This window comes from Alloactinosynnema sp. L-07, assembly GCF_900070365.1.
Taxonomy (GTDB): Bacteria; Actinomycetota; Actinomycetes; order Mycobacteriales; family Pseudonocardiaceae; genus Actinokineospora.
The window spans coordinates 125,519-144,617 of the sequence record NZ_LN850107.1 but is presented as its reverse complement, the minus strand read 5'-3'; the positions used below and the strand labels follow the sequence as shown (position 1 = coordinate 144,617).

Annotated in this window: 24 protein-coding genes; 2 read left to right on the top strand and 22 right to left on the bottom strand. The window is 68.9% G+C overall.

Translation table 11 applies throughout. From position 1 onward, the window contains the following. Window positions 1–16 precede the first annotated feature (16 nt). Genes BN1701_RS00680 through BN1701_RS36270 form a run of 6 tightly spaced genes read right to left on the bottom strand, consistent with a single transcriptional unit; the run spans window position 17 to window position 4,503 of the window. On the bottom strand, window positions 17–1,093 hold the full coding sequence (locus BN1701_RS00680; RefSeq protein WP_054044480.1) for a type III polyketide synthase: 1,077 nt from the start codon (window positions 1,091–1,093) through the stop codon (window positions 17–19). Next, window positions 1,090–1,566, bottom strand: a complete 477-nt coding sequence (locus BN1701_RS00675; protein WP_054044479.1) for a hypothetical protein — start codon at window positions 1,564–1,566, stop codon at window positions 1,090–1,092. Before BN1701_RS00675 ends, BN1701_RS00680 begins: the two co-directional genes overlap by 4 nt. Window positions 1,567–1,569: 3 nt before the next feature. Next, window positions 1,570–2,367, bottom strand: a complete 798-nt coding sequence (ubiG, locus tag BN1701_RS00670) for a bifunctional 2-polyprenyl-6-hydroxyphenol methylase/3-demethylubiquinol 3-O-methyltransferase UbiG (RefSeq protein WP_054044477.1) — start codon at window positions 2,365–2,367, stop codon at window positions 1,570–1,572. After that, window positions 2,367–3,059, bottom strand: a complete 693-nt coding sequence (locus BN1701_RS00665) for a hypothetical protein (protein ID WP_157367703.1) — start codon at window positions 3,057–3,059, stop codon at window positions 2,367–2,369. Before BN1701_RS00665 ends, ubiG begins: the two co-directional genes overlap by 1 nt. 5 nt (window positions 3,060–3,064) lie before the next feature. After that, window positions 3,065–4,234 (bottom strand): acyl-CoA dehydrogenase family protein, encoded by a 1,170-nt coding sequence (locus BN1701_RS00660; protein WP_054044471.1) that lies wholly within the window; start codon window positions 4,232–4,234, stop codon window positions 3,065–3,067. Further along, window positions 4,231–4,503: an acyl carrier protein gene (locus tag BN1701_RS36270; RefSeq protein ID WP_054044469.1), complete on the bottom strand. Its 273-nt coding sequence runs from the start codon at window positions 4,501–4,503 to the stop codon at window positions 4,231–4,233. Before BN1701_RS36270 ends, BN1701_RS00660 begins: the two co-directional genes overlap by 4 nt. Before the next feature lie 235 nt (window positions 4,504–4,738). Here BN1701_RS36270 and BN1701_RS00650 point away from each other — a divergent pair, with 235 nt between their 5' ends. Both BN1701_RS00650 and BN1701_RS00645 read left to right on the top strand, forming a co-directional pair. After that, window positions 4,739–6,946 carry an MMPL family transporter gene (locus BN1701_RS00650; RefSeq protein WP_054044467.1) on the top strand — a complete coding sequence of 736 codons (2,208 nt, stop codon included), beginning with the start codon at window positions 4,739–4,741 and terminating at the stop codon, window positions 6,944–6,946. Between the two features lie 419 nt (window positions 6,947–7,365). Further along, on the top strand, window positions 7,366–7,725 hold the full coding sequence (locus BN1701_RS00645) for a RidA family protein (protein ID WP_054044463.1): 360 nt from the start codon (window positions 7,366–7,368) through the stop codon (window positions 7,723–7,725). Here the strand turns inward: BN1701_RS00645 and BN1701_RS00640 are convergent. The 16 genes from BN1701_RS00640 to BN1701_RS00570 form a co-directional block, all read right to left on the bottom strand. Beyond that, window positions 7,712–8,305: a hypothetical protein gene (locus BN1701_RS00640; RefSeq protein ID WP_157367702.1), complete on the bottom strand. Its 594-nt coding sequence runs from the start codon at window positions 8,303–8,305 to the stop codon at window positions 7,712–7,714. The genes BN1701_RS00645 and BN1701_RS00640 overlap by 14 nt on opposite strands. 190 nt (window positions 8,306–8,495) lie before the next feature. Beyond that, the gene (locus tag BN1701_RS00635) at window positions 8,496–8,930 is read right to left on the bottom strand and encodes a hypothetical protein (protein ID WP_157367701.1); all 435 of its coding nucleotides are present in this window, start codon (window positions 8,928–8,930) and stop codon (window positions 8,496–8,498) included. Window positions 8,931–9,001: 71 nt separating this feature from the next. Continuing rightward, window positions 9,002–10,357 (bottom strand): acetyl-CoA carboxylase biotin carboxylase subunit, encoded by a 1,356-nt coding sequence (gene accC / locus BN1701_RS00630; protein ID WP_054055512.1) that lies wholly within the window; start codon window positions 10,355–10,357, stop codon window positions 9,002–9,004. Window positions 10,358–10,362: 5 nt separating this feature from the next. Then, on the bottom strand, window positions 10,363–10,902 hold the full coding sequence (gene accB, locus BN1701_RS00625) for an acetyl-CoA carboxylase biotin carboxyl carrier protein (RefSeq protein WP_054044457.1): 540 nt from the start codon (window positions 10,900–10,902) through the stop codon (window positions 10,363–10,365). Beyond that, window positions 10,899–12,617, bottom strand: a complete 1,719-nt coding sequence (locus BN1701_RS00620) for an acetyl-CoA carboxylase carboxyl transferase subunit (RefSeq protein WP_054055511.1) — start codon at window positions 12,615–12,617, stop codon at window positions 10,899–10,901. Before BN1701_RS00620 ends, accB begins: the two co-directional genes overlap by 4 nt. Before the next feature lie 139 nt (window positions 12,618–12,756). Then, window positions 12,757–12,927, bottom strand: coding sequence for a hypothetical protein (locus tag BN1701_RS35110; RefSeq protein WP_157367700.1), 171 nt, complete (start codon window positions 12,925–12,927; stop codon window positions 12,757–12,759). Between the two features lie 86 nt (window positions 12,928–13,013). Further along, entirely contained in the window at window positions 13,014–13,322 is a 309-nt protein-coding gene (locus BN1701_RS00615) for an antibiotic biosynthesis monooxygenase (protein ID WP_054044455.1), read from the bottom strand. Further along, window positions 13,319–13,687 (bottom strand): antibiotic biosynthesis monooxygenase, encoded by a 369-nt coding sequence (locus BN1701_RS00610; protein WP_054044452.1) that lies wholly within the window; start codon window positions 13,685–13,687, stop codon window positions 13,319–13,321. The genes BN1701_RS00615 and BN1701_RS00610 overlap by 4 nt, the downstream gene beginning before the upstream one ends. Further along, a complete protein-coding gene (locus BN1701_RS00605; RefSeq protein WP_054044450.1) occupies window positions 13,688–14,440 on the bottom strand; it encodes an SDR family NAD(P)-dependent oxidoreductase in 753 nt (250 codons plus the stop codon). 30 nt (window positions 14,441–14,470) lie between these two features. Further along, the gene (locus tag BN1701_RS00600) at window positions 14,471–14,941 is read right to left on the bottom strand and encodes a DUF1772 domain-containing protein (RefSeq protein ID WP_054044448.1); all 471 of its coding nucleotides are present in this window, start codon (window positions 14,939–14,941) and stop codon (window positions 14,471–14,473) included. A 35-nt stretch (window positions 14,942–14,976) separates the two neighbouring features. Then, the gene (locus BN1701_RS00595; RefSeq protein WP_054044444.1) at window positions 14,977–15,435 is read right to left on the bottom strand and encodes an SRPBCC family protein; all 459 of its coding nucleotides are present in this window, start codon (window positions 15,433–15,435) and stop codon (window positions 14,977–14,979) included. A gap of 1 nt (window position 15,436) precedes the next feature. After that, a complete protein-coding gene (locus BN1701_RS00590) occupies window positions 15,437–15,697 on the bottom strand; it encodes an acyl carrier protein (protein ID WP_172803165.1) in 261 nt (86 codons plus the stop codon). 32 nt (window positions 15,698–15,729) lie between these two features. After that, entirely contained in the window at window positions 15,730–16,965 is a 1,236-nt protein-coding gene (locus BN1701_RS00585) for a ketosynthase chain-length factor (protein WP_054044441.1), read from the bottom strand. 65 nt (window positions 16,966–17,030) lie between these two features. Beyond that, window positions 17,031–18,284, bottom strand: a complete 1,254-nt coding sequence (locus tag BN1701_RS00580) for a beta-ketoacyl synthase (RefSeq protein WP_054044438.1) — start codon at window positions 18,282–18,284, stop codon at window positions 17,031–17,033. Beyond that, window positions 18,281–18,757: a cupin domain-containing protein gene (locus tag BN1701_RS00575; protein WP_369800460.1), complete on the bottom strand. Its 477-nt coding sequence runs from the start codon at window positions 18,755–18,757 to the stop codon at window positions 18,281–18,283. The genes BN1701_RS00580 and BN1701_RS00575 overlap by 4 nt, the downstream gene beginning before the upstream one ends. Next, entirely contained in the window at window positions 18,754–19,089 is a 336-nt protein-coding gene (locus BN1701_RS00570; RefSeq protein WP_054044436.1) for a TcmI family type II polyketide cyclase, read from the bottom strand. The genes BN1701_RS00575 and BN1701_RS00570 overlap by 4 nt, the downstream gene beginning before the upstream one ends. Window positions 19,090–19,099 lie beyond the last annotated feature (10 nt).

Here is a 19,099-nt window from a genome sequence, read left to right as displayed (position 1 = left end):
GGTCAAAGGGAAAGGATCAGAAGCGGATCAGCGCGGATTCCATGGTCAGGCCGGGACCGAAGGCCATGAACACGCCGTACTCCCCCGCCGCCGGGCGGACTTCGCGCAGGATGTGGTCGAGGATGAGCAGCACCGTCGGCGAGGAGCAGTTGCCCCACGAGCCGAGGATGTGCAGCGACGGCTGCAGCGCGGCGACCGGCAGGTCCAGCCGCTCGCCGACGTAGTCGATGATCTTCGGGCCGCCGGGGTGGATGCCCCAGTGCTTGACGTCGCCGGGCTTGAGGCCGTGCTGGTCGAGCAGTCGGCCGACGAACGGCACGATCGTCTCGGACAGGTAGAGCGGGACGTACGGCGACAGCGTCATGCGGAAGGCGTCGTCCATGACCTTCCACGTCATCGCCGCGGAGGTCTCGGGGTGGGTCTCGGTGTGCGTGCCGAGGATCACCGGGCCGTCGACGTCGTCCACATCGCCGTCCACAGAGGACAGCAGCAGGGTGGCTGCGGCGTCGCCGAACAGGCCGGTGACCACGACCTGCTCCTTGGTGGCCTCCGGGCGCAGGTGCACCGAGCACACCTCCGCGCAGGTGACCAGGGCCAGCTCGTCGGGCCTGCCTGCCAGCGAGTCCAGCGCGACCTTGATGCCGTTGAACGCCGCGTAGCAGCCCATGTGGCCGACGAAGGTGCGGCGCAGGTTCTGCGGCAGGCCGAACTCCTTGGCCAGCAGCATCTCCGGGGTCGGGCCCGCGTAGCCGGTGCAGCTGACGAAGGTGTAGCTGCCGATCTTGTCGGTGTCCACGCCGTCGATGACGCCGCCGACGGTCTCCCGGCCCATGGCCAGGACGCTTTCCTCCCACGCCTCGATCCGGGTCCGCATCCCCGGCCAGCCGTCGGCGTAGCGCTCGGCGGGCGACCACGCCTGCCTGCGCTGCTTGACCTGGGTGCTCTTGAACAGCTTCTCGGCGTCGGGGACCTCGGCGTAGAGGTCCTTGTAGAAGGTCTCGAACATCTCGTCCTGCGAGACGGCCGGGCCCGCCTGCGCGGTGCGCAGTCCCAGGATGCGCGCGGGCGCGACGGCGGTGGTCGCCGAGATCATCTGGCCACGCTCACTTTTTCGACGGAGTCGCGGATGGCCGTCAGGAAGCCCTCGGTGGCCTCGTCGCTCTCCTTCTGCGCGAACGGCTCGATCAGGATGACCACGACCGCCGCGACGTCGACGGAGGCCTCGGCCCGGGTCTCGATCTCCAGGATCTGCTCGCCGGCGGCCGCGCCGTCGGAGATGCGGAAGTGTCCCCAGGTGCGGAAGTTGTGCTCGCCGTGCGGTTCCCAGGTGACCAGGTCCGCGTCGGTGGTGTCGTAGCTGGCCTCGTAGTCGGGGGTGAACACGACCGCGCCGTTGGACACCGTCGCGAGGCGCAGGTGGTACCGGCCCTCGCCTAGGTCGGTCATCTCGTCGACGCCGGGCATCAGGCGACCGGTATCCAGCACGGCCGCGACAGTGCGACGCAGCGTCTCCCGGTCGGTGCGGATGGTGATCTCTCGCTTGCTCTTGGAGCGGATCCAGACCATCTCTCAGCTCTCCTGGGCGGGGTTCTTGACGGCTTGGCCGATGTAGCTGACCGCGGTGGACTTGGTGAGGTGGAACTCGCCGATCGCGCGGCCGCGCAGGGCGTTGGGGATGAGCTTGTGCGGCGGGGCCTTGGGCTCCAGGCCGCGCGTTTCGCCCATGACCAGGCCGTGGTCGGCGAAGACCGACGTCAGCTCGCTCGGGCGGATGAACATCTTCCAGTTGTGCGTGCCCGGGTAGATGATCTTGAGGATCTTCTCGGAGAGCACGATCGCCTTGAGGTAGCTGATGACCGTGCGGTTGATCGTGTCGAACACGACGATGCCGCCGTCGCGCAGCACGCGGGCGATCTCGGCGACCGCGCCGGGCAGGTCGTGCAGGTGCTCCAGGACGTCGGAGATGACGACCATGTCGATGGTGCCGTCGCCCGCGGGCAGTTCGTAAGCCGAGCCGACGACGTAGTTCACCGTGACGCCGTTGGCCGCGGCGTGCTTGCGCGCGGTCTCGATCGAGCCCTCCGACAGGTCGACGCCGGTGACGTCGTAGCCAAGGGCGGCCATCCGCTCGGAGACCAGTCCGCCGCCGCAACCGATGTCGAGCACGGTGACCTGGCCGGGCTCCCGGCCGAACGCCTCGCGGGCGGCGGCGTGGAAGTAGCCGACGCGCGCCGGGTTCATCTCGTGCAGCGCGCGCAGCGGGCCGGACTCGTTCCACCAGTCGTCGCCGACCTCGTGGTAGTACTCGTTGTCGATCGCGACGGCGGTCGGGTCCAGCGCGACCAGGTGCCGATCGTTGCCTGCCATCACAACCACCTCGGGGTCTCGGTGGGGTCGATGCCCACCGCGGCTTTGCCGACCAGCTCGCGGGCCAGATCGGCCGACACCGGAGCGCTCGCGGCCTTCAGGTCGTGCCAGATCTGGGTGAGCCGGGCGGTGCCATCGCGGTCGCCGCTGAGCACGCTGAACGCCGTCGAGACGACGCTGTCGGCCTCGGGGGTCACGTGCAGGCTCGCGGTGCACGCCTCGGCCAGGCCCGCGGCGCCGTCAGCGGTCGCGCGGCCCGACTGCCGGTCGAGCAGCGCGACCATGGTCGCCAGCGAGCCGCGCATCCGGGACACCGCGAACTGGGTGCCGGGCAGGCCGGTGACCTCGATGCCGCGCGCCTTGACCCGCTCCACCGCGATCTCGTAGGCGCGCTCGGCCAGGCCGAGGCGGACGGCCGAGTCGTACAGCGTCCCGTACGCCATACCGGCCGAGAAGGTCTCGGCCAGCGCGAACGCGGTCGCGCCACAGCCCGCCGCGACCGCGCGCAGGGCGGCCCGACGCTCAGCGGCGTCCTTGATCTCGGCGACAGTGATGCCCGCCGCCGCCAACTCGGCCAGGTTCTCCTTGACGTCCCCGGCGTCGACCCGACCGGCGCGGCGCTTCTCGAATCCCGCGGCCAGTTCGCTTGCGGTGTCAAGACCGGTGTGCACAGTGGTCTCCCTCAGAGTCATCGTGATCACCCGACCCAGCGGGGTTCGGCGAAGATCGGCACGCCAAGGGCCTGCTTGCCCGCCCACTCCTGCACCACGTCGGTGGCCGGGGGCACGAGCAGACCGGCCACTACGTCGCGGTACATCCGCTGCAGCGGGTCGGCCGAGGACAGCCCGGAGCCGCCTTGGACCTGCATGCCCAGGGTCAGCACCTCGTGCGCGAGCTTGGTGACGCTCGACTTCATGACGCTCATGTCGATGTAGTGCGCCAGCGGGTCGACGTCGTCGTGCTCGGCGTGGATGGCCGCTTCCAGGTGCGCGCGGGCCGCAGCGACCTTGGCCGCCATCTCGGCGATGCGGAACTGGATGCCCGGCAGGTGCGCGTTCGGCTTGCCGATCACGCTGATGATCCGCTTCTTCTGCGTGGCCACCACGTGGTCCAGCGCGGCGCGGGCGATGCCCACGAAGCAGGAGGCGAAGCTGCACCATGCCCAGTGCACGCCCATCATGAACAGCATCGGCAGCGTCCCGCGCTCGCCGACCGACCACTTGTCCTCGATGTAGAGGTCTTCCAGCGCCAGCGAGTGACTGCCGGTGGCGCGCATGCCCGCCGCGTCCCACTCGCCGACGACCCGGACACCCTGCTCCGGCTTGGGCACCAGGAACGCCATCGGCTGCGGCAGCCCGCGGTCGTCCAGGGTCGCCGCCGATAGGAACAGGTGGGTCGCACCGGGGAATCCGGTGAAGAAACCCTTGAAGCCGTTGAGCTTGAACCCGCCGTCGACCTCCTCGGCCCTGGTCGTCGGGTGCCACCAGTTGCCGCCGACGCCGGGCTCGCTGAAGCCACCCGAGATCACCGCTCCGTCGACGACCGCGCGGCAGGCCCATTCGGCGCTCGCGCCGCCGAGGCGGGCGATCATCGCCAGGCCGTGGACGTGCATGTTGACCGCGAACGCCGTGGACGCGCAGCCGCCCGCGAGGATCTGCTGGGCCTCGCACAGCTCGGCCAGGGTCGCGTTGTCGCCGCCGAACTCGGCCGGGACGGTCATCGCGGTGTAGCCGGAGCTGACCAGCTCGGCGATGTTCTCGTGCGGAAAGCTGGAGTCGGCGTCGTGCTGACGCGCCCGCTCGGCGAACCTCGGCGCCAGCTCGTGGGCCAGCGCGATGTAGTCGGTCTTGGTCTTGGTGGCGGTCATCTGGCCACCTCCGCCTTGCGCGAGGCGGCGAGCAGCGCGGCCATCGAGCCCACACTGTCCACTTCGGACGACATGGCGGCGGCGAGCCACACCCGCAGGTCGAAGTCCGGGTAGTCGTCGCGGATCCGGTGGGCCAGCTCGACCAGGTCGAGCGAGTCGAAGCCCAGTTCCTCGGTGATCGAGGACTCCGGCCGGATGTCCTCGGCCGCCAGCGTCGGCTTCACCGCGACCAGGTCCTGGACCAGGGCGGCGACATGAGCGTCGGTCACTACACGCGTTGAGTCCGTCATACAGGTGTCTCCGATGCGCTCCGATGGATGACTGGCGCTACTCCGCACCGGGTGCGAATGCTGAGTCGCTCCCTTAGTGGGTGCCTGGTGATTCACTCGAACCGGGCACTCGTGGTGACTCCAGTGCGTCTCTAGCCAGCCTCTAGCGGCTTGCGAGACCATTCGCGCGACGGTCGCGTGGGTCGGCCGCACACCGACCTGGGAGCGCACCGACGTGAACGCCGTAGTCCGGTTCTCCATCGCCCGCCCCAAGGCGGTGCTCGCGGTCTGGCTCGTGATCGCCGCGATCTGCGTACCACTGATGATCGAGCTGACCGGCGCGCTCAAGGCCGGTGGCTTCGACAACCCGCGCGGCGAGGCCGCCGCGGGTCAGACCGCGCTTGAGCGCTCGTTCGACGAGACGCCCGAGACGCTGCAGGTGGTCCTGACCAAGCCCGACGGCGACGTCACCACTGTGCTGCCGAAGGCCATCGAGATCGCGAAGAAGACGCCGCACGTGGCCACAGTGCAGGACTACACGGTCGACCCGACCTGGCTCTCGTCCGACCGGCACACCACGTTCCTGCAACTCGGCTTCCGCGTCGACAAGTCCACGATCCAGGGTGAGATCAAGGGTCTGCGCACCCAGATGGCCGGCCTGCTGCGCGGCGACGACGTCCAGGTGCACGTCACCGGGGCGCAGGCGCTCGACTACGACCTGAGCGCGCAGTCGGAGGAAGACGCCGCCACCGCCGAGCTGATCGCGTTCCCGCTGCTGATCATCGTGCTGCTGCTGGTCTTCCGCTCCGTCGCGGCGATGCTGCTCCCGGTCGTGCTGGCGGGCCTGGCCCTGGTGGTCGCCTCCGCGGTCGGCTACCTGATCACCTACCTCACCGACCTGTCGACCCTGTTCACCAACGCGGTATCGATCATCGGCCTGGCGGTCGCGGTCGACTATTCGCTGTTCATCATCAAGAGGTATCGCGACGAACTGGCCGAGGGCGAGGTGTACGAACCAGCGCTGCGCACGGCCATGCGGACCGCGGGCCACGCGGTGGTGTTCAGCGGCCTGGCCGTGGTCGTGGCCCTGCTCGCGCTGTTCATCCCGCAGATCATGGTGTTCGGCAGCATGGCGATCGCGGGCATCGTGGTCACCCTGGTCGCATTGGCCATGTCGATGACGCTGCTGCCCGCCGCGCTGCGGCTGATGGGCAAGCGGATCAACTGGCTGTCCCTCAAGCCGCGCGCGCCCAAGGAGAAGACCGGCCCCGGTGTGATGGCCAAGCTGCACGCCAAGCCGGTCGCCCTGCTGCTGATCCTGATCGCCGCGTTCGGCGCGCTCGCCTTCCCGATGTCCGACATCCGCCTGCAGGCCCCGGTCGCCAGCGCGACGATCCTGCCGGAGGAGGCCGACTCGCGGCAGGGCATCGAGAAGCTCCAGTCCGCGCTGGAGTTCCGCAACCTGTTCCCGCTTCAGGTGGTCGTGAGCACGCCCGCCGACGCCGACCCGGACAAGCTCCTCGACGGCGTCCGCAAGGTGTCGGACGTGGTCAACGCGCAGCCGAACATGGACAAGGTCACCGACGTCCGCTCGATCGGCCTGCCCGCCGAGGCCCTTGACCTGGCCATCGCGGGCAAGTTCGACGAACTGCCCCCGGAAGCCAAGGACGGCTTCGAACAGCTGTGGCGCACCCACGAAGGCAAGCGCGTCAGCCGCGTCGTCATCGTCCCCGGCTACGACCCCGACACCGACGCCGCCCACGACCTCGTCCACACCCTTCGCGACAAGCTCCCCGGCGCCGTCCCAGCGGGCGTCACGGTCCACCTCACCGGCGCCACCGCCCACGGCGTCGACTTCGACGAGGTCCTGATCGACACCTTCCCCGCCATCCTCGGCGCCGTCGCCCTGATCACCATCGCCCTGCTGGCCAGGGCGTTCCGCTCGTGGCTGCTGCCGCTGCTGGCACTGGCCCTCAACGCCATGGTCGTCGCGGCGAGCCTCGGCATCCTGACCATGGTCAGCCAGAACTGGCTCGACCAGCGCATCGACAGCACCACCCCCGCGCTGGTGTTCGCCATCATGTTCGGCCTGAGCATGGACTACATGGTGATCATGATCTCCCGCATGCGCGAACGCTTCGTCGACACGGGCAACCACGCCCAGGCCGTCACCGGCGGCCTGCGCGACACCGCGGGCCTGGTCAACGGCGCTGCCCTGATCATGGTGGCGGTGTTCGCGTCCTTCCTGGTCGCCAAGATCAGCGTCGTGCAGCAACTCGGCCTCGGCCTGGCCATCGCCGTCATCCTGGACGCGGTGGTCATCCGCCTACTAGTCATGCCCGCCGCCCTAAACCTCATCGGCCCCCGCATCTGGGGCCGCGCCGCCCAAACCGCGGTCGCCTCAACACCGTCCCCGGAACCGGAGAAGGTCCCCACCCACTGATGCCGACCGAGAACGGGCAGGCTCGCCCAGCGCGAGCCTGCCCAAGCCACACCCCCAACCAAGCCACACCCCCAACCAAGCCGCCCTCCAACCAAGCCACACCCCCAACCAAGCCGCCCCCCAACCAAGCCGCACCCGCCGCCTGAGCAGCATCGGGTGAAAGTGGGCGATCACGCTGTGTCTGGGGGGACGACGGCCCCTAAGCTGCCTGGCGTGTGGGGTGCCTTATCCGCCACCGCTTTTTCCCCACAGGGGCCGTCGTAGGGGCCCCGGGCACAGCGTGATCGCCCACTTTCACCCGATGGTGCGGACCCAGGTCAGGACGGTGCGGACCAGGCCAGGACGGTGCGGACCCAGGCGGACATCACTCCGAACCCGGCGCAGAGTCGACCAGCCCGCCGCAAAGGCAGAATGAACGCATGACCGATCCTGTGTACTCGATGGCCAGAATCGCCACCGGCCCCACCCTGTTCGTCGCCGGACAGGTCCCGTCCACAGAGGACGGATCAGTACCCGAGAACGCCGCCGCACAGACCGAGCTAGTGCTAAGCAAGATCGCCACGATCCTCGCCGACCACGGCATCGACTGGCCCGCCGTCGTCAAACTCACCTACTACCTGTGCGACATCAGCGATCTGACCGCCGTCCGCGAGGTCCTCCGCGCAACCCTCCCCCACCCACGCCCCACCGCGACCCTGGTCGAGATCGGCGCCCTGATCGACCCACGCTTCCGCGTGGAGATCGACGCTATCGCCGACCTCGGCCCTACATCCGGCTGACGATCTCAGCCCCCGCATACGCGACGAACCAGAGGAACAGCAGCCCCGCCGCCATCCCCACAAGTTTCGCGACGTAGCCGACAAACCGAACCAGCAGCGGCAGTTCCTCGTCATCAAGCCTGCGGCGAGCTCCCTTGGACAACGCGATCGGACTGTGCCGCAACGCGTCGCGCACCGCCTGGTCGGCATCGGGATGGTCGACCATGACCCGGACCCGGTGCCGGTCGGTGATGACGAGACGGTCGATCCGCGCCTGCCCCTCGGTGGGCAGTCGCAGCCGCCAGACCCGCTTCACCGCGTGCAGGTCGATCGTGCGCCAGCCGGTCACGGTCTTGGCGGACAGGTGGCTGTCACCTCGCACCCACACCTTGTCGCCGAACGACACGAACAAGGCGAACGCCAACACGAGAGCCGAGCCGAACGGCAGCGCGACACCTGGCTCGTCCTCGCCGAAGTCCGCCAGGCCCCCGGCGACGCTCAGCGCCGCGGCGACCGCGACCATGGCTGCGGTCAGCAGCCACCCGCGGCGGCGGGCGACGGCGGACGGCACAAGGTCACTCGGTTCCTGTCTCTCCCCCATGCGGCCAATGATAACCGGGATCGGCGAAGCTGAACCTGGTCACGATGTCGATCCAGGCCCCCCGTCCCGGCCAGGTCGACGTCGCGCCGGTCCGGGTCGGCCGCCAGCCATTCCGCGACCGGTTCCGCACCGGGCAGACCCGCGCTGAGCACCGTCGACAACGGCAGTGTGGCCGCGGCACCGGCCGCGATCACGGGCAGCAGCACGGGCCGCCGCCGCGGTGGGTTTGCCGACCGAGACCGCGAGCAGGAACGCGAGCGTGTTTCTCTCGGGAACGGTCAGTCCCATGCCCACAACCATGGACTTGGTCAGCAGATACAGGTTGGCGAACCGTTTGGTGGCCCGGGGTGGCGGCGAGCAGTCCGACGATCGTCTCGGCTGCGTCCACTTCGGACCGGGTGAGGGTCAGGCCCGCCGCGGCGGCGAGGGCGGGCTCGCGGCGGCGGAGGTCGGTGAACGAGGCGATGGTGCGGCGGAACTCGTCGAGGTTCTCCAGGTGGTCCACCGGAACGCCGTCGACGGCTTCGTCGGGACCATCGGGACAGTCCGCCGCGGTGACGCTGCTCAGCAGCAGGGTCAGCCACATTCGGGAGTCCGGGTCGTCAAGCTGACAGTGGGTGCCCACCGGTGTCAGCCCGATGCCGTGAAACACCTGTCGGGGCGCCCCGCAATGCGAGACGCCCCGACAGCCGCGGGTCAGACCGTGGTCGGGTTCATCATCTTGTCGAGGAACCCGGTGGTGTGCTGAGCCTCGCGGAACGTCGGCTCGTCGAGCACCTCACTCAGCAAGTCACGAGTGGTACGCACCCCGTTCCCCGCGATCTCGAACTCGGCGAGCGCTCGCTGCATTCGGGCGATGGCCTGTTCCCGGTCCGGCGCCCACACGACGAGCTTGGCGATCATCGAGTCGTAGTCGGCCGGGATCTTGTAGCCCGCGTACGCGTGCGTGTCGACCCGGGTGAACGGGCCGGTCGGCACGGTGAACTCCGTGAGCAGGCCCGGGGTCGGCGCGAAGTTGCGCTTGGGGTCCTCGGCGTTCACGCGGCATTCGATGGACACCCCGCGCGGGTGGATGTCCTCCTGCTTGACCGACAGCGGCAGGCCCGCGGCGATCCGCAGCTGTTCGCGGACGATGTCGATGCCGGTGACCATCTCCGTCACCGGGTGCTCGACCTGGATCCGGCAGTTGATCTCCATGAAGTAGAAGCCGCTGTCGTCGACCAGGAACTCGAATGTCCCCGCCCCGACGTAGCCGACGGCCTTCGCCCCACGGACCGAGGCCTCCGCGATCTCCTGCATCAGCTCCGCCGGAAGCCCCGGCGCCGGGGTCTCCTCGATGAGCTTCTGGTGGCGGCGCTGGATCGAGCAGTCGCGCTCGCCCAGGTGGACCACGTTGCCGAAGCTGTCGGCGAGGATCTGCACCTCGACGTGGCGGGCCGCGTCGGCGTAGCGCTCGATGTAGACCCGCGAGTCGTTGAAGACCGCGTGCGCGACACCGCGGGTGCGGCGGTAGGAGGCGGGCAGGTCGGCGCGGTCGCGGACCACGCTCATGCCACGCCCGCCGCCACCGGCCGCGGCCTTGATGATGATCGGGAAACCGATCTGGTCGGCCAGTTCCACGGCGTCGGTCAGATTGTCGGCGGTCCGGGTGCTGCCGGGCAGCAGCGGCAGGCCCGCGGCCGTCATCAGCTCACGCGCCACCGCCTTGTCGCCCAGCTGGCTGATCACCGTCGGCGGAGCGCCGATGAAGACCAGGTCGTTCTCCTGGCACACCTCGGCGAAGTCGGGGTCCTCGGAGAGGAACCCGTAACCGGGGTGGATCGCCTGGGCCCCGGTCTGCAGCGCGGCCTCGATGATGCCGGGCGCGGACAGGTAGCTCTGGCGGGGCGGGGGCGGGCCGATCTGCACCGCCTCGTCGGCGGCGCGCACGACCGCGGAGTCGGCGTCGGCCGTCGAGTACACCGCGACGGTCCGGATGCCCATCTCCTTGCAGGTCCGCAGGACCCGCAGGGCGATCTCCCCCCGGTTGGCGACAAGGACCTTGTCGAACACGGCGCTCACTCCTGTTCAGACGGCGCCAGCACGACGAGCACCTGGTCGTACTCGACCGGCTCGGCGTTGCCGACCTTGATCTCCACGACGACACCCGCGCGGTCGGCCTCGACCGGGTTCATCAGCTTCATCGCCTCGACGATGCCGATCTGCTGACCGGCGTGCACCTCGTCGCCGACCTTGACGAACGGCGCGGCACCCGGCTCCGGCGCGGAGTAGAAGGTGCCCACCAGCGGCGACTTCACCGCGTGGCCGACGACCTCGGGGACGGCGGGCTCGACCGGAGCCGCCACCGCGACTGCCGCGACCGGTGCGGGCGTCACGGTGACCTGGGGAGCGACCTGCTGCGGGTAGTCCCACTCGACCTCGACGCTGGCCACGCCGAGCGACATCCGCACCCGACGGATCGGGGCCTTGCCGGTGCGCAGCATGCCGTCGATGCTGCGGCACATCTGCTCGAGTGCCACATTGCGGTCGTCGTGACCGTTGTTGTCGGGATCGACGGCCGCCAGCCAGTCGCTGGCCCGTTCCTGCGCTTCCGTCATGCCACACCTCCGTCTTGAGCAACCACACCGAAACCACGGAATCGAGCGAGCCTGCGGGCCAACCGCTCGTCAAGCTCCACATCGGACAGTTCATACAGGACCTCGGCGACGGCCTGGCGCACCAGCTCCGAGGCCGACGTCGGGTCGGTGTGCGCACCACCCGGCGGCTCGGGCACGATCCCGTCGACCACCCGCAGCCGCAGCAGCTCCGGCGCCGCCACCCGCAGCGCCTCGGCGGCCTTGCTCGCCGCCTCCGGCGCCTTCCACAGGATCGCCGCGCAGCCCTCGGGCGAGATGACCGAGTACGTGGCGTTCTCCAACATCAGCACCTTGTCGGCGACGGCCAGCGCGAGCGCGCCGCCGGAACCGCCCTCACCGGTGACGATCGCCAGGATCGGGACCGGCAGCCGCGACATCAGCCGGATGCTCTCCGCGACCGCGATGGACTGGCCCTTCTCCTCGGCCTCGATCCCCGGGTACGCGCCCGCGGTGTCGATCAGCGTCACCACCGGCATGGTCAGCTTCTCGGCCAGCCGGAACAGCCGGGCCGCCTTGCGGTAGCCGGCCGGGGTGGCCATACCGAAGTTGCGGCGGACGAGTTCGCCGGTCGTGTGGCCCTTCTGGTGGCCCACGACCACCGCGGGACGGCCCGACACCCAGCCGATGCCGCCCACGATCGCCGGGCAGTCCCCACCGAGTCGGTCGCCGTGCAGCTCGAAGAACCCGTCGAGCCACTGGCCCGCGTGGTCGAGCATGGTCGGCCGCTGCAGCTCGCGCGCCAGCTTCACCGCGTCCCACGCCGGGCGACCGGCCAGGTGCGCGGGCAGGTCGGCGGACTCGCGCATGACGACCTTGTCGGGCACCTCGCCGTAGATGGCGTCCGGGCCCGCGCGGTGGCTGGCCGCCGCGACCAGGCGCGAGAGCACGCCGCGCAGGTCGCCGCGCTTGACCACGGCGTCGATCATGCCGGTGGCCAGCAGGAACTCGGCGGTCTGGAAGCCCTCGGGCAGGTCCTGGCGCACGGTCTGCTTGATGACGCGCGGCCCGGCGAAGCCCATCCGGGCGCCCGGCTCGGCGATCACGATGTCCGACAGCGTGGCGAAGGACGCCGACACACCGCCGTAGGTCGGGTCGGTCACCACGGTGATGGTGAGCAGCCCGGCCTCGTCGAGCAGCGCGAAGGCGGCGCTGGTCTTGGCCATCTGCATCAGCGAGAGCGCGCCCTCCTGCATCCGCGCGCCACCCGATGCGGTGACCACGATCAGCGGGGTCTTGTCCGCCAGCGCGGCCTCGGCCGCCGCGGTGATCGCCTCGCCCTCGGCGGTGCCCAGGCTGCCGCCGAGGAAGCCGAAGTCCATGACCGCCACGACCACCGGCTGGCCCTCGATCAGGCCGCGCACCGGGATGACCCCGCGGGTGCGGCCGGAGCGGCGCTCGGCGTCGCGCCTGCGGTCCACATAGGCCTTGGAGTCGGTGAACCCGAGCGGGTCGCGCACCGTGTCGGCGACCTCGATCTCACGGGCCGAGCCCTCGTCGAGCAGGTGCTGAAGCCGTAACTCCGGCTCCACCGGATGGTGTCGACCACAGAACGGGCAGACCCGCAGTTCCCGGGCGAACCGCTTGCCATAGGTCAGCGTGCGGCACTGCTCGCAGCGCACCCACCCCGCGGCATCGCTTTGCTGCATGGCCGGTTCGAGCGGCACAGCCGTCGTCATGGAGATCCCCTTCACGTTCCCGCCGAATGTCCATTGCGGACACATCGCCCCTTGGCACGAAAGTTCCTGTGTCGATGTTGCCTTTGTCACCTAGAGGCGCGATCGAAGCGGAATTGAGAGAACTCTCAGCCTTGATCAGTTACTTTTCAGTAGGCGCTGGAATGCGCTCTTCAGACTGTTCGTCCACACTCGACAACGGGACGCCGTGGTCGAACGAGCCCATCACCACCAGGCCGTATCCGCAGGCCGCGAACACCTGCCGCCACCACTGGCGCAGCCTTTCCTCTTCATCACCGGTCAAATCACGCATCGCCCAACCCCTATCCCTCCCCTGAAAAGACAGCGGGAGGGTGTCTCCCGGCCCAGCCGGTCCAACACCCTCCCGAAACTGTCTTCTCAGTAGCTAGCGGTGACCTCATAGAGCGCGAACGGAACAGCTCCGGGACGCGTGTCGCGGTATTTGCGCAACGCCGAGGTCTGCCCCTTGTGGGCCGGACCCTGCTCCCATTCGTTGAACGCGTCCATGTCGACCCACCGGCTCATCACCACGAACCCCAGCGGGTCGTGGACCGACCGCATGAGGTCGTTGCCCAGCATCCCTGGCACACCAACGAGTTCCTTGCTCACCTCGTGGTAGGCCTGCTCGACACCCTCGACATCGTCGGTGGCGTGGTAAATGAAGATCCGAACTTCCTTGCCACTCATGCCTGAGCGGCTTCCCACTCCGTGTGGGTCTTCACGGTGGCCGAGGACGCGAGGTGCGCCACGACGTTCATGGTCACCATGGAACCCTTGGACCGGTAGGGGTGCAGCTTCTGGCGGTGGTCCAGGTGCCGGTCGGACAGCTCGAACTCGCGGAACCGCGGCTCGTCCACCCAGTCGGAGACGATGTAGTACACGCCTTCCTCGTCCTGGCTGCGCGAGAGCCACTGGCCCAGGTTCGCCGGGTGCGAGGTGACCGAGTCGCCCACCTCGGTCCACACGCGCTCGAAGTCGGCTTCCATGCCCGGGTTGATCTCCATGCGGAGCATGACCCGGTACGCGGTGAAGGTCTGCGTTGCGGCGGACATTTAGGAGATACCTCCGTCGACGTGGATGGTGGCGCCGGTGACGTACTTGCTCAGGTCGGACGCGAGCCACAGGACCGCGCCTGCGACCTCGTCCGGGGTGCCCAGGCGGCCCAGCGCGGTCTTCTCGCTGTAGCGCTTGCGCATCATGGCCTGCTGCTCCTCGGGCATGGCGTCGAGCGCCTCGGTCTCGATGACGCCGAGCGCGAGGACGTTGAAGCGCAGACCCTTGGTGCCGAACTCCTTGGCCAGCGAGCGGGTCAGACCGCGCAGCGCCGCCTTGGTGGTGGTGTAGTGCGACCGCAGCGGGATACCCACCTCGGAGGACTTCGAGCCGATGTTGACGATGGAGGCGTCCTCGGCCAGGAACGGCAGCGCCTGCTGGATGACCAGGTGCACGGCGGTGACGTTGGTGTTGAGGATGCGCAGCCACTCGTCGAGCTCGAGCTGGCCGTAGGGCACGTGCGAGATGGTGCCCGCGTTGTTCACGATCAGGTCGAGGGTGCCGAACTGGTTCTTGACCTCGGTCATGAACTCGGTGATCTGCTCGGGCTCGGCCAGGTCGGCCTGGATGACGTGGTGCTGGCCGCCGATCTCCTTGAGCTCACGGCGAAGCGACTCGACCAGCTCGCTGTCCTGCCGGTAGCAGGTGACGACGTCGACACCGGCCTTGGCCAGCGCCAGCACGATGCCGCGGCCCACACCGCGGACGCCGCCGGTGACCAGCGCCTTCTTTCCCTTGAGGCCCAGATCCATTGCGTTTCCTTCCAACATTGTTCGCGACTGTCAGATCAACACGGCCAACGCGGCCAACGCGGCGCAGTTGGCCACGAGCGCGGCCACCGCCAGGTAGCTGCGATTGCGGTTCCACCGGCCCCAGTCCGCCCGCTTGCCCTCGTAGTCGGGGCCTTCGGGAAGGTTCTCGGGGTCGAGGGTCTGGACCCACTTGTTCGTCGGGACGTTCTTGACCAGCGAGATCGTCACCGTGGCCAGCGCGAGTACCGCGCCCACGATGTAGAAACCGGAAGCCGCCGCCTCGGGGGCGAGCACGGCCAGGGCGATGTCGCCCACGACCGTCCCGACGAAACAGATCGGCATGAACGGGTCATACCGGGTGGCGAAGAAAGCGTGCGCGTGCACATATCGGTCCGTCGGCAGAGCGGCCAGCAGCGGGAATCCACCCAGCTGCGTGCCGAGCAGTACCCCGGCCGACAATCCGCTCATCAGCAGTACCAACGGAATGAGGACCGCGAGCACCAGCTACCTCCCTACTCGTTCTGGACCTTGGAGAATCAGACGCGAGCCTTGGCTTCCGCCTCGACCTTGTCCTTGATCAGCTGCATCTGCACAGCGGTGTTGGTGTTCAAACGCTCGGTCATCCCGGCGTCGTCCAGCGGCGCCCACGGCTTCATCTCGAAGTCCTGCACCCAGCGCATCCGCACGCCCTCGTCGGTCTGGGTGTACTCCCAGAACAGCGCCATGTACTTGAAGACGCCGGTCTCGACGCGGGCCGAGCGCACGGTGTGGGTCTCCGGGTCGATGGTCCGCTCCGACACCCAGGACCAGACCTTGCCGGTCTCGTCGGGGTGCAGGGCGAGCTTGAACCGGAAGGTGTTGCCGCGCTGCTCGGTGATCTCGGCGATGGAATACTCGCTGAACAGCTCGGTCCACGCCTCGATGTCGTTGGTGCGCTCCCAGACGTAGTCCAGCGGCGCGTCGATGATGATCGAGTTGTCGGTGTGGCCGGACATGTCAGACTCCCGCGATCGAGAACTGCTTGTTGATGAACTCCACCGCCGCACGCGGGGTGGGCATCTCGTGCACGGCCTCGTCCGGGATCGGCACGCCGTACTTGCGCTGGACCTGGCTGGCCAGCTCCAGCACCGCGAGCGAGTCGTAGCCCAGCTCGGTGAACTCGATGTCGGCGATGTCGCCGTCGAGGTCGACGTCCTCGTCCACGCCAGCGCTCTCGCGCATGATCGCGCGCAGGTCGTCCAGGTCGAACTTGTTCACTGGTACTCCTTCGGTAGTTGTTCCTTGAGTTCTCATGCGGGGCTGCGGTCGCCCTTGCCGACGACCATCGCCGCGGCGAAGCCGCCGTAGCCGCGGGCCACCACCAGGGCGTGCCGCAGCGACGCTTCGCGCGGGGTGTTGAGCACCAGATCGATGTCGATGCCGTTCGCGAGCCGGTTCGGGCCCGCGGTGAACGGGATGACGCCGTCGCGCAACGCGAGCAACGCGGTGGCCACGTCGAGCGGGGCACCGCCGCCGAACAGCCGCCCGGTCAGCGTCTTGGGCGCGGTCACGGGGACACCCCGCGCGCCGAACACCTCGGTGATCGCGTCGGCCTCGATCCGGTCCAGCCGCGGGTCGGCGGTGGCGTCGGCGAAGACGACGTCGATGTCGGAGGTGTTGAGCTGGGCGTCGTCCAGCGCGCGCCGGATGACCCCGGCCAGCACCGGCTTGCGGTCGGTGCGCTCGGACTGGTCGAACCCGGCCGCGTAGCCAAGGATCGTGCCGTAGCCCTTGCCCAGGCCGCGCGCGGTGGCCGTGGTCTCCCGCTCGGTCACCAGGATCGCGCCGCCCTCGCCGGGGATGTAGCCTGCCGCCTCGGTGTCGAACGGCAGGTACGCCCGGTCACTGGAGTCCGAAGTGGACAGCAGACCGGTGGGCAGCTGCGCGACGAGGCCGTAGGGGCACAGCGAGCTGTCGGTGCCGCCGGTGACCACGAGCTGCGACTGGGTGCGCAGCAGCCGCCGCGCCTGGCCGATCGCGTCGAGGCCGCCCGCCTGCTCGGCGCAGAGCACGCCACACGGGCCGCGCATGCCGTGCCGGATGGAGATCTGGCCGGTGGTGGCCGCGTAGAACCACGCGATGGACTGGTAGGCCCCGACCCAGGACGGGCCGTTCTGGTAGAGCCGCTCCATCTCGTGCTGGCCGAAGTCGGTGCCGCCGGAGGAGGACGAGGTGACCACGGCCATCTCGAACTCGGGCAGCTGCGTCGGGTCGACGCCCGCGTCAGCCAGGGAGGACTCCGCGGCGAACAGCGCCATGTGGGTCCAGTGGTCGGTCTGCGGGATCAGTCGGCCGGGTACCCGCCCCTTGGCGGTGAACCCGGCGACCTCGCCTGCCAGCTTGGTCGGGTACTCGGACGGGTCGAACCGGGTGATCCGGCCGATCCCGCTCTTGCCCGCGAGCACCGCCTGCCAGTGCTCTTCGATGCCCAGGCCGGTCGGCGCGACGATCCCGAGCCCGGTCACCACTGCGGTTGTGGGACTCATGCCTCAAATGCCCTTCCACGTGTTGGTGTCTTCGGTGAGAGCCCGCGGCCCCCGCGCTCGCTGCCTTAGTGGCGTGCGAGCACCATCGCGCTCTGGAACCCGCCGAACCCGCTGCCCACGCTGAGCACCGCGTCCATCTTGTGGTCCCGCGCCGTCAACGGCGTGTAGTCCAGGTCGCACTCGGGGTCGGGGGTGTGCAGGTTGGCGGTGGGCGGCACGACCTGCCGGTCCAGCGCCAGCGCGCACGCGGCGACCTCGATCGAGCCGATCGCGCCGAGCGAGTGCCCGACCATCGACTTGATGGAGCTGACCGGGATCTCGTAGGCACGGTGGCCGAGGCTCGCCTTGAACGCCGCGGTCTCGTGCCGGTCGTTCTGCTTGGTGCCCGAGCCGTGCGCGTTGATGTAGTCCACATCGGACGCGTCGAGCTTGGCGCCCGCCAGCGCGACCCGGATGGCCTCGGCCATCTCCCGGCCGTCGGGCTTGAGGCCGGTCATGTGGAAGGCGTTGCTGCGCGAGGCGTAGCCGCCGACGACACAGTAGATGTGCGCGCCGCGGGCCTTGGCCGACTCCAGGTCCTCCAGCACCATGACCGCCGAGCCCTCACCCAGGACGAAGCCGTCACGGGTGTTGTCGAAGGGCCGCGAGGCGTGCTCGGGGTCGCCGTTGTTGGGCGAGGTGGCCTTGATCGCGTCGAAGCAGGCCGAGGTGATCGGCGAGATCGGCGCGTCGGTGGCCCCGGCGATCACGATGTCGGCCGAGCCCTCCTCGATCAGCTGCACACCGTGGCCGACCGCGTCGAGCCCGGAGGTGCAGCCGGTCGACACCAGGCCGACCGAGCCCTCCGCGCGGACCTCGGCGGCGACCTCGACGGCCAGGGTGCTGGGCACCATGTAGCCGTAGAGGTGCGGCACACCGTAGGTGTGGTCGACCAGCCAGCGCTTGCCTCCGTCGGAGAGGACCGCGTACTCCTCTTCCAGGCCCATGGTGCAGCCGACCGCGCTGCCGATGCTCACGCCGATGCGGCCAGGGTCCACGCCGGTCAGGTCCACGCCGCTGTCGGCGATGGCCTCACGGGCACAGACGACGGCGAACTGCCCCGCCCGGTCCATCCGGCGGATCTCCTGCGCCGTCAGGCCCGCGGCCTTGGCGTCGAAGTCGACCTCGGCGCCGATGCGCGAGCGGAAGTTCTTCGGGTCGAACAGGCTGATCGTCCTGGTCGCGGTACGACCGGCGGTCAGCAGACCCCAGAAGTTCTCGCGGCCGACGCCGCCGGGTGCCACGACCCCGACGCCGGTGATCGCTACTTGCCTCGTCACGGGTGTCCCCCCACATCCGGGTTGGCCAACTCGGGCCGCTGTGCTTCTTCGGTGTCGACGTGGCCCAGCTCCGGCCGCGGCGCCAGCGGCGACAGGTGGAAGACCACATGCGCCTCACTGGTGCCGACGTTGACCAGACGGTGCCGAACGCCGATCGGGACCATCAGCGAGTCGTTCGCGCCCAGCGCGATCGGCTCACCGTTGAGGATCATCTCCAGCTCGCCCTCGACGACGTGGATGAACTCCTCGGAATAGGGGTGGTAGTGCTCGGTGATGAAATCACCCGGGGCCAGCTTGAGGATGCCGCCGAAACCAGAGCAGCTGCGCACGGTCTTCGGGCTCAAAGTCACCCGGATATCGCCACCACGGCGGGTGTTCGAATCAACAGCTGCCCGGTTGACACGCACCTGCGCGGCGGTGAATTTCTCGTTGTTGACCCGGCCCGCGACGTCGGCGTCAGTGGTGGCCGTCACTTGGTCCGACCTTCCTTGGCGTCCCAAACGTAAAACGGATTCGCCATGGCGTCCTTGGGCTCTTTCCAATTCGGGTCGTACGGGAAAACAAGCGGCAACAAGTCGTTGTGGATCTTGCTGTACAACGGGTGGCTGCGCGCCTTGTACAGGTCGGGGGTGATGTCGTCATCGGCCTCGACCAGGTGAAAGTACAGGTCGTGGAAGGTGAACAGGGTCCGGCGGGACACACCGACCATGTGCGGCAGGTCCGTGGCGTCGGACTCGGCGAAGACGTTCGCGATCTCCTGGGGATCGGAGGTCTTCAACTTGGCGACGATCAGTGTGCGATGCACGGCAACTCCT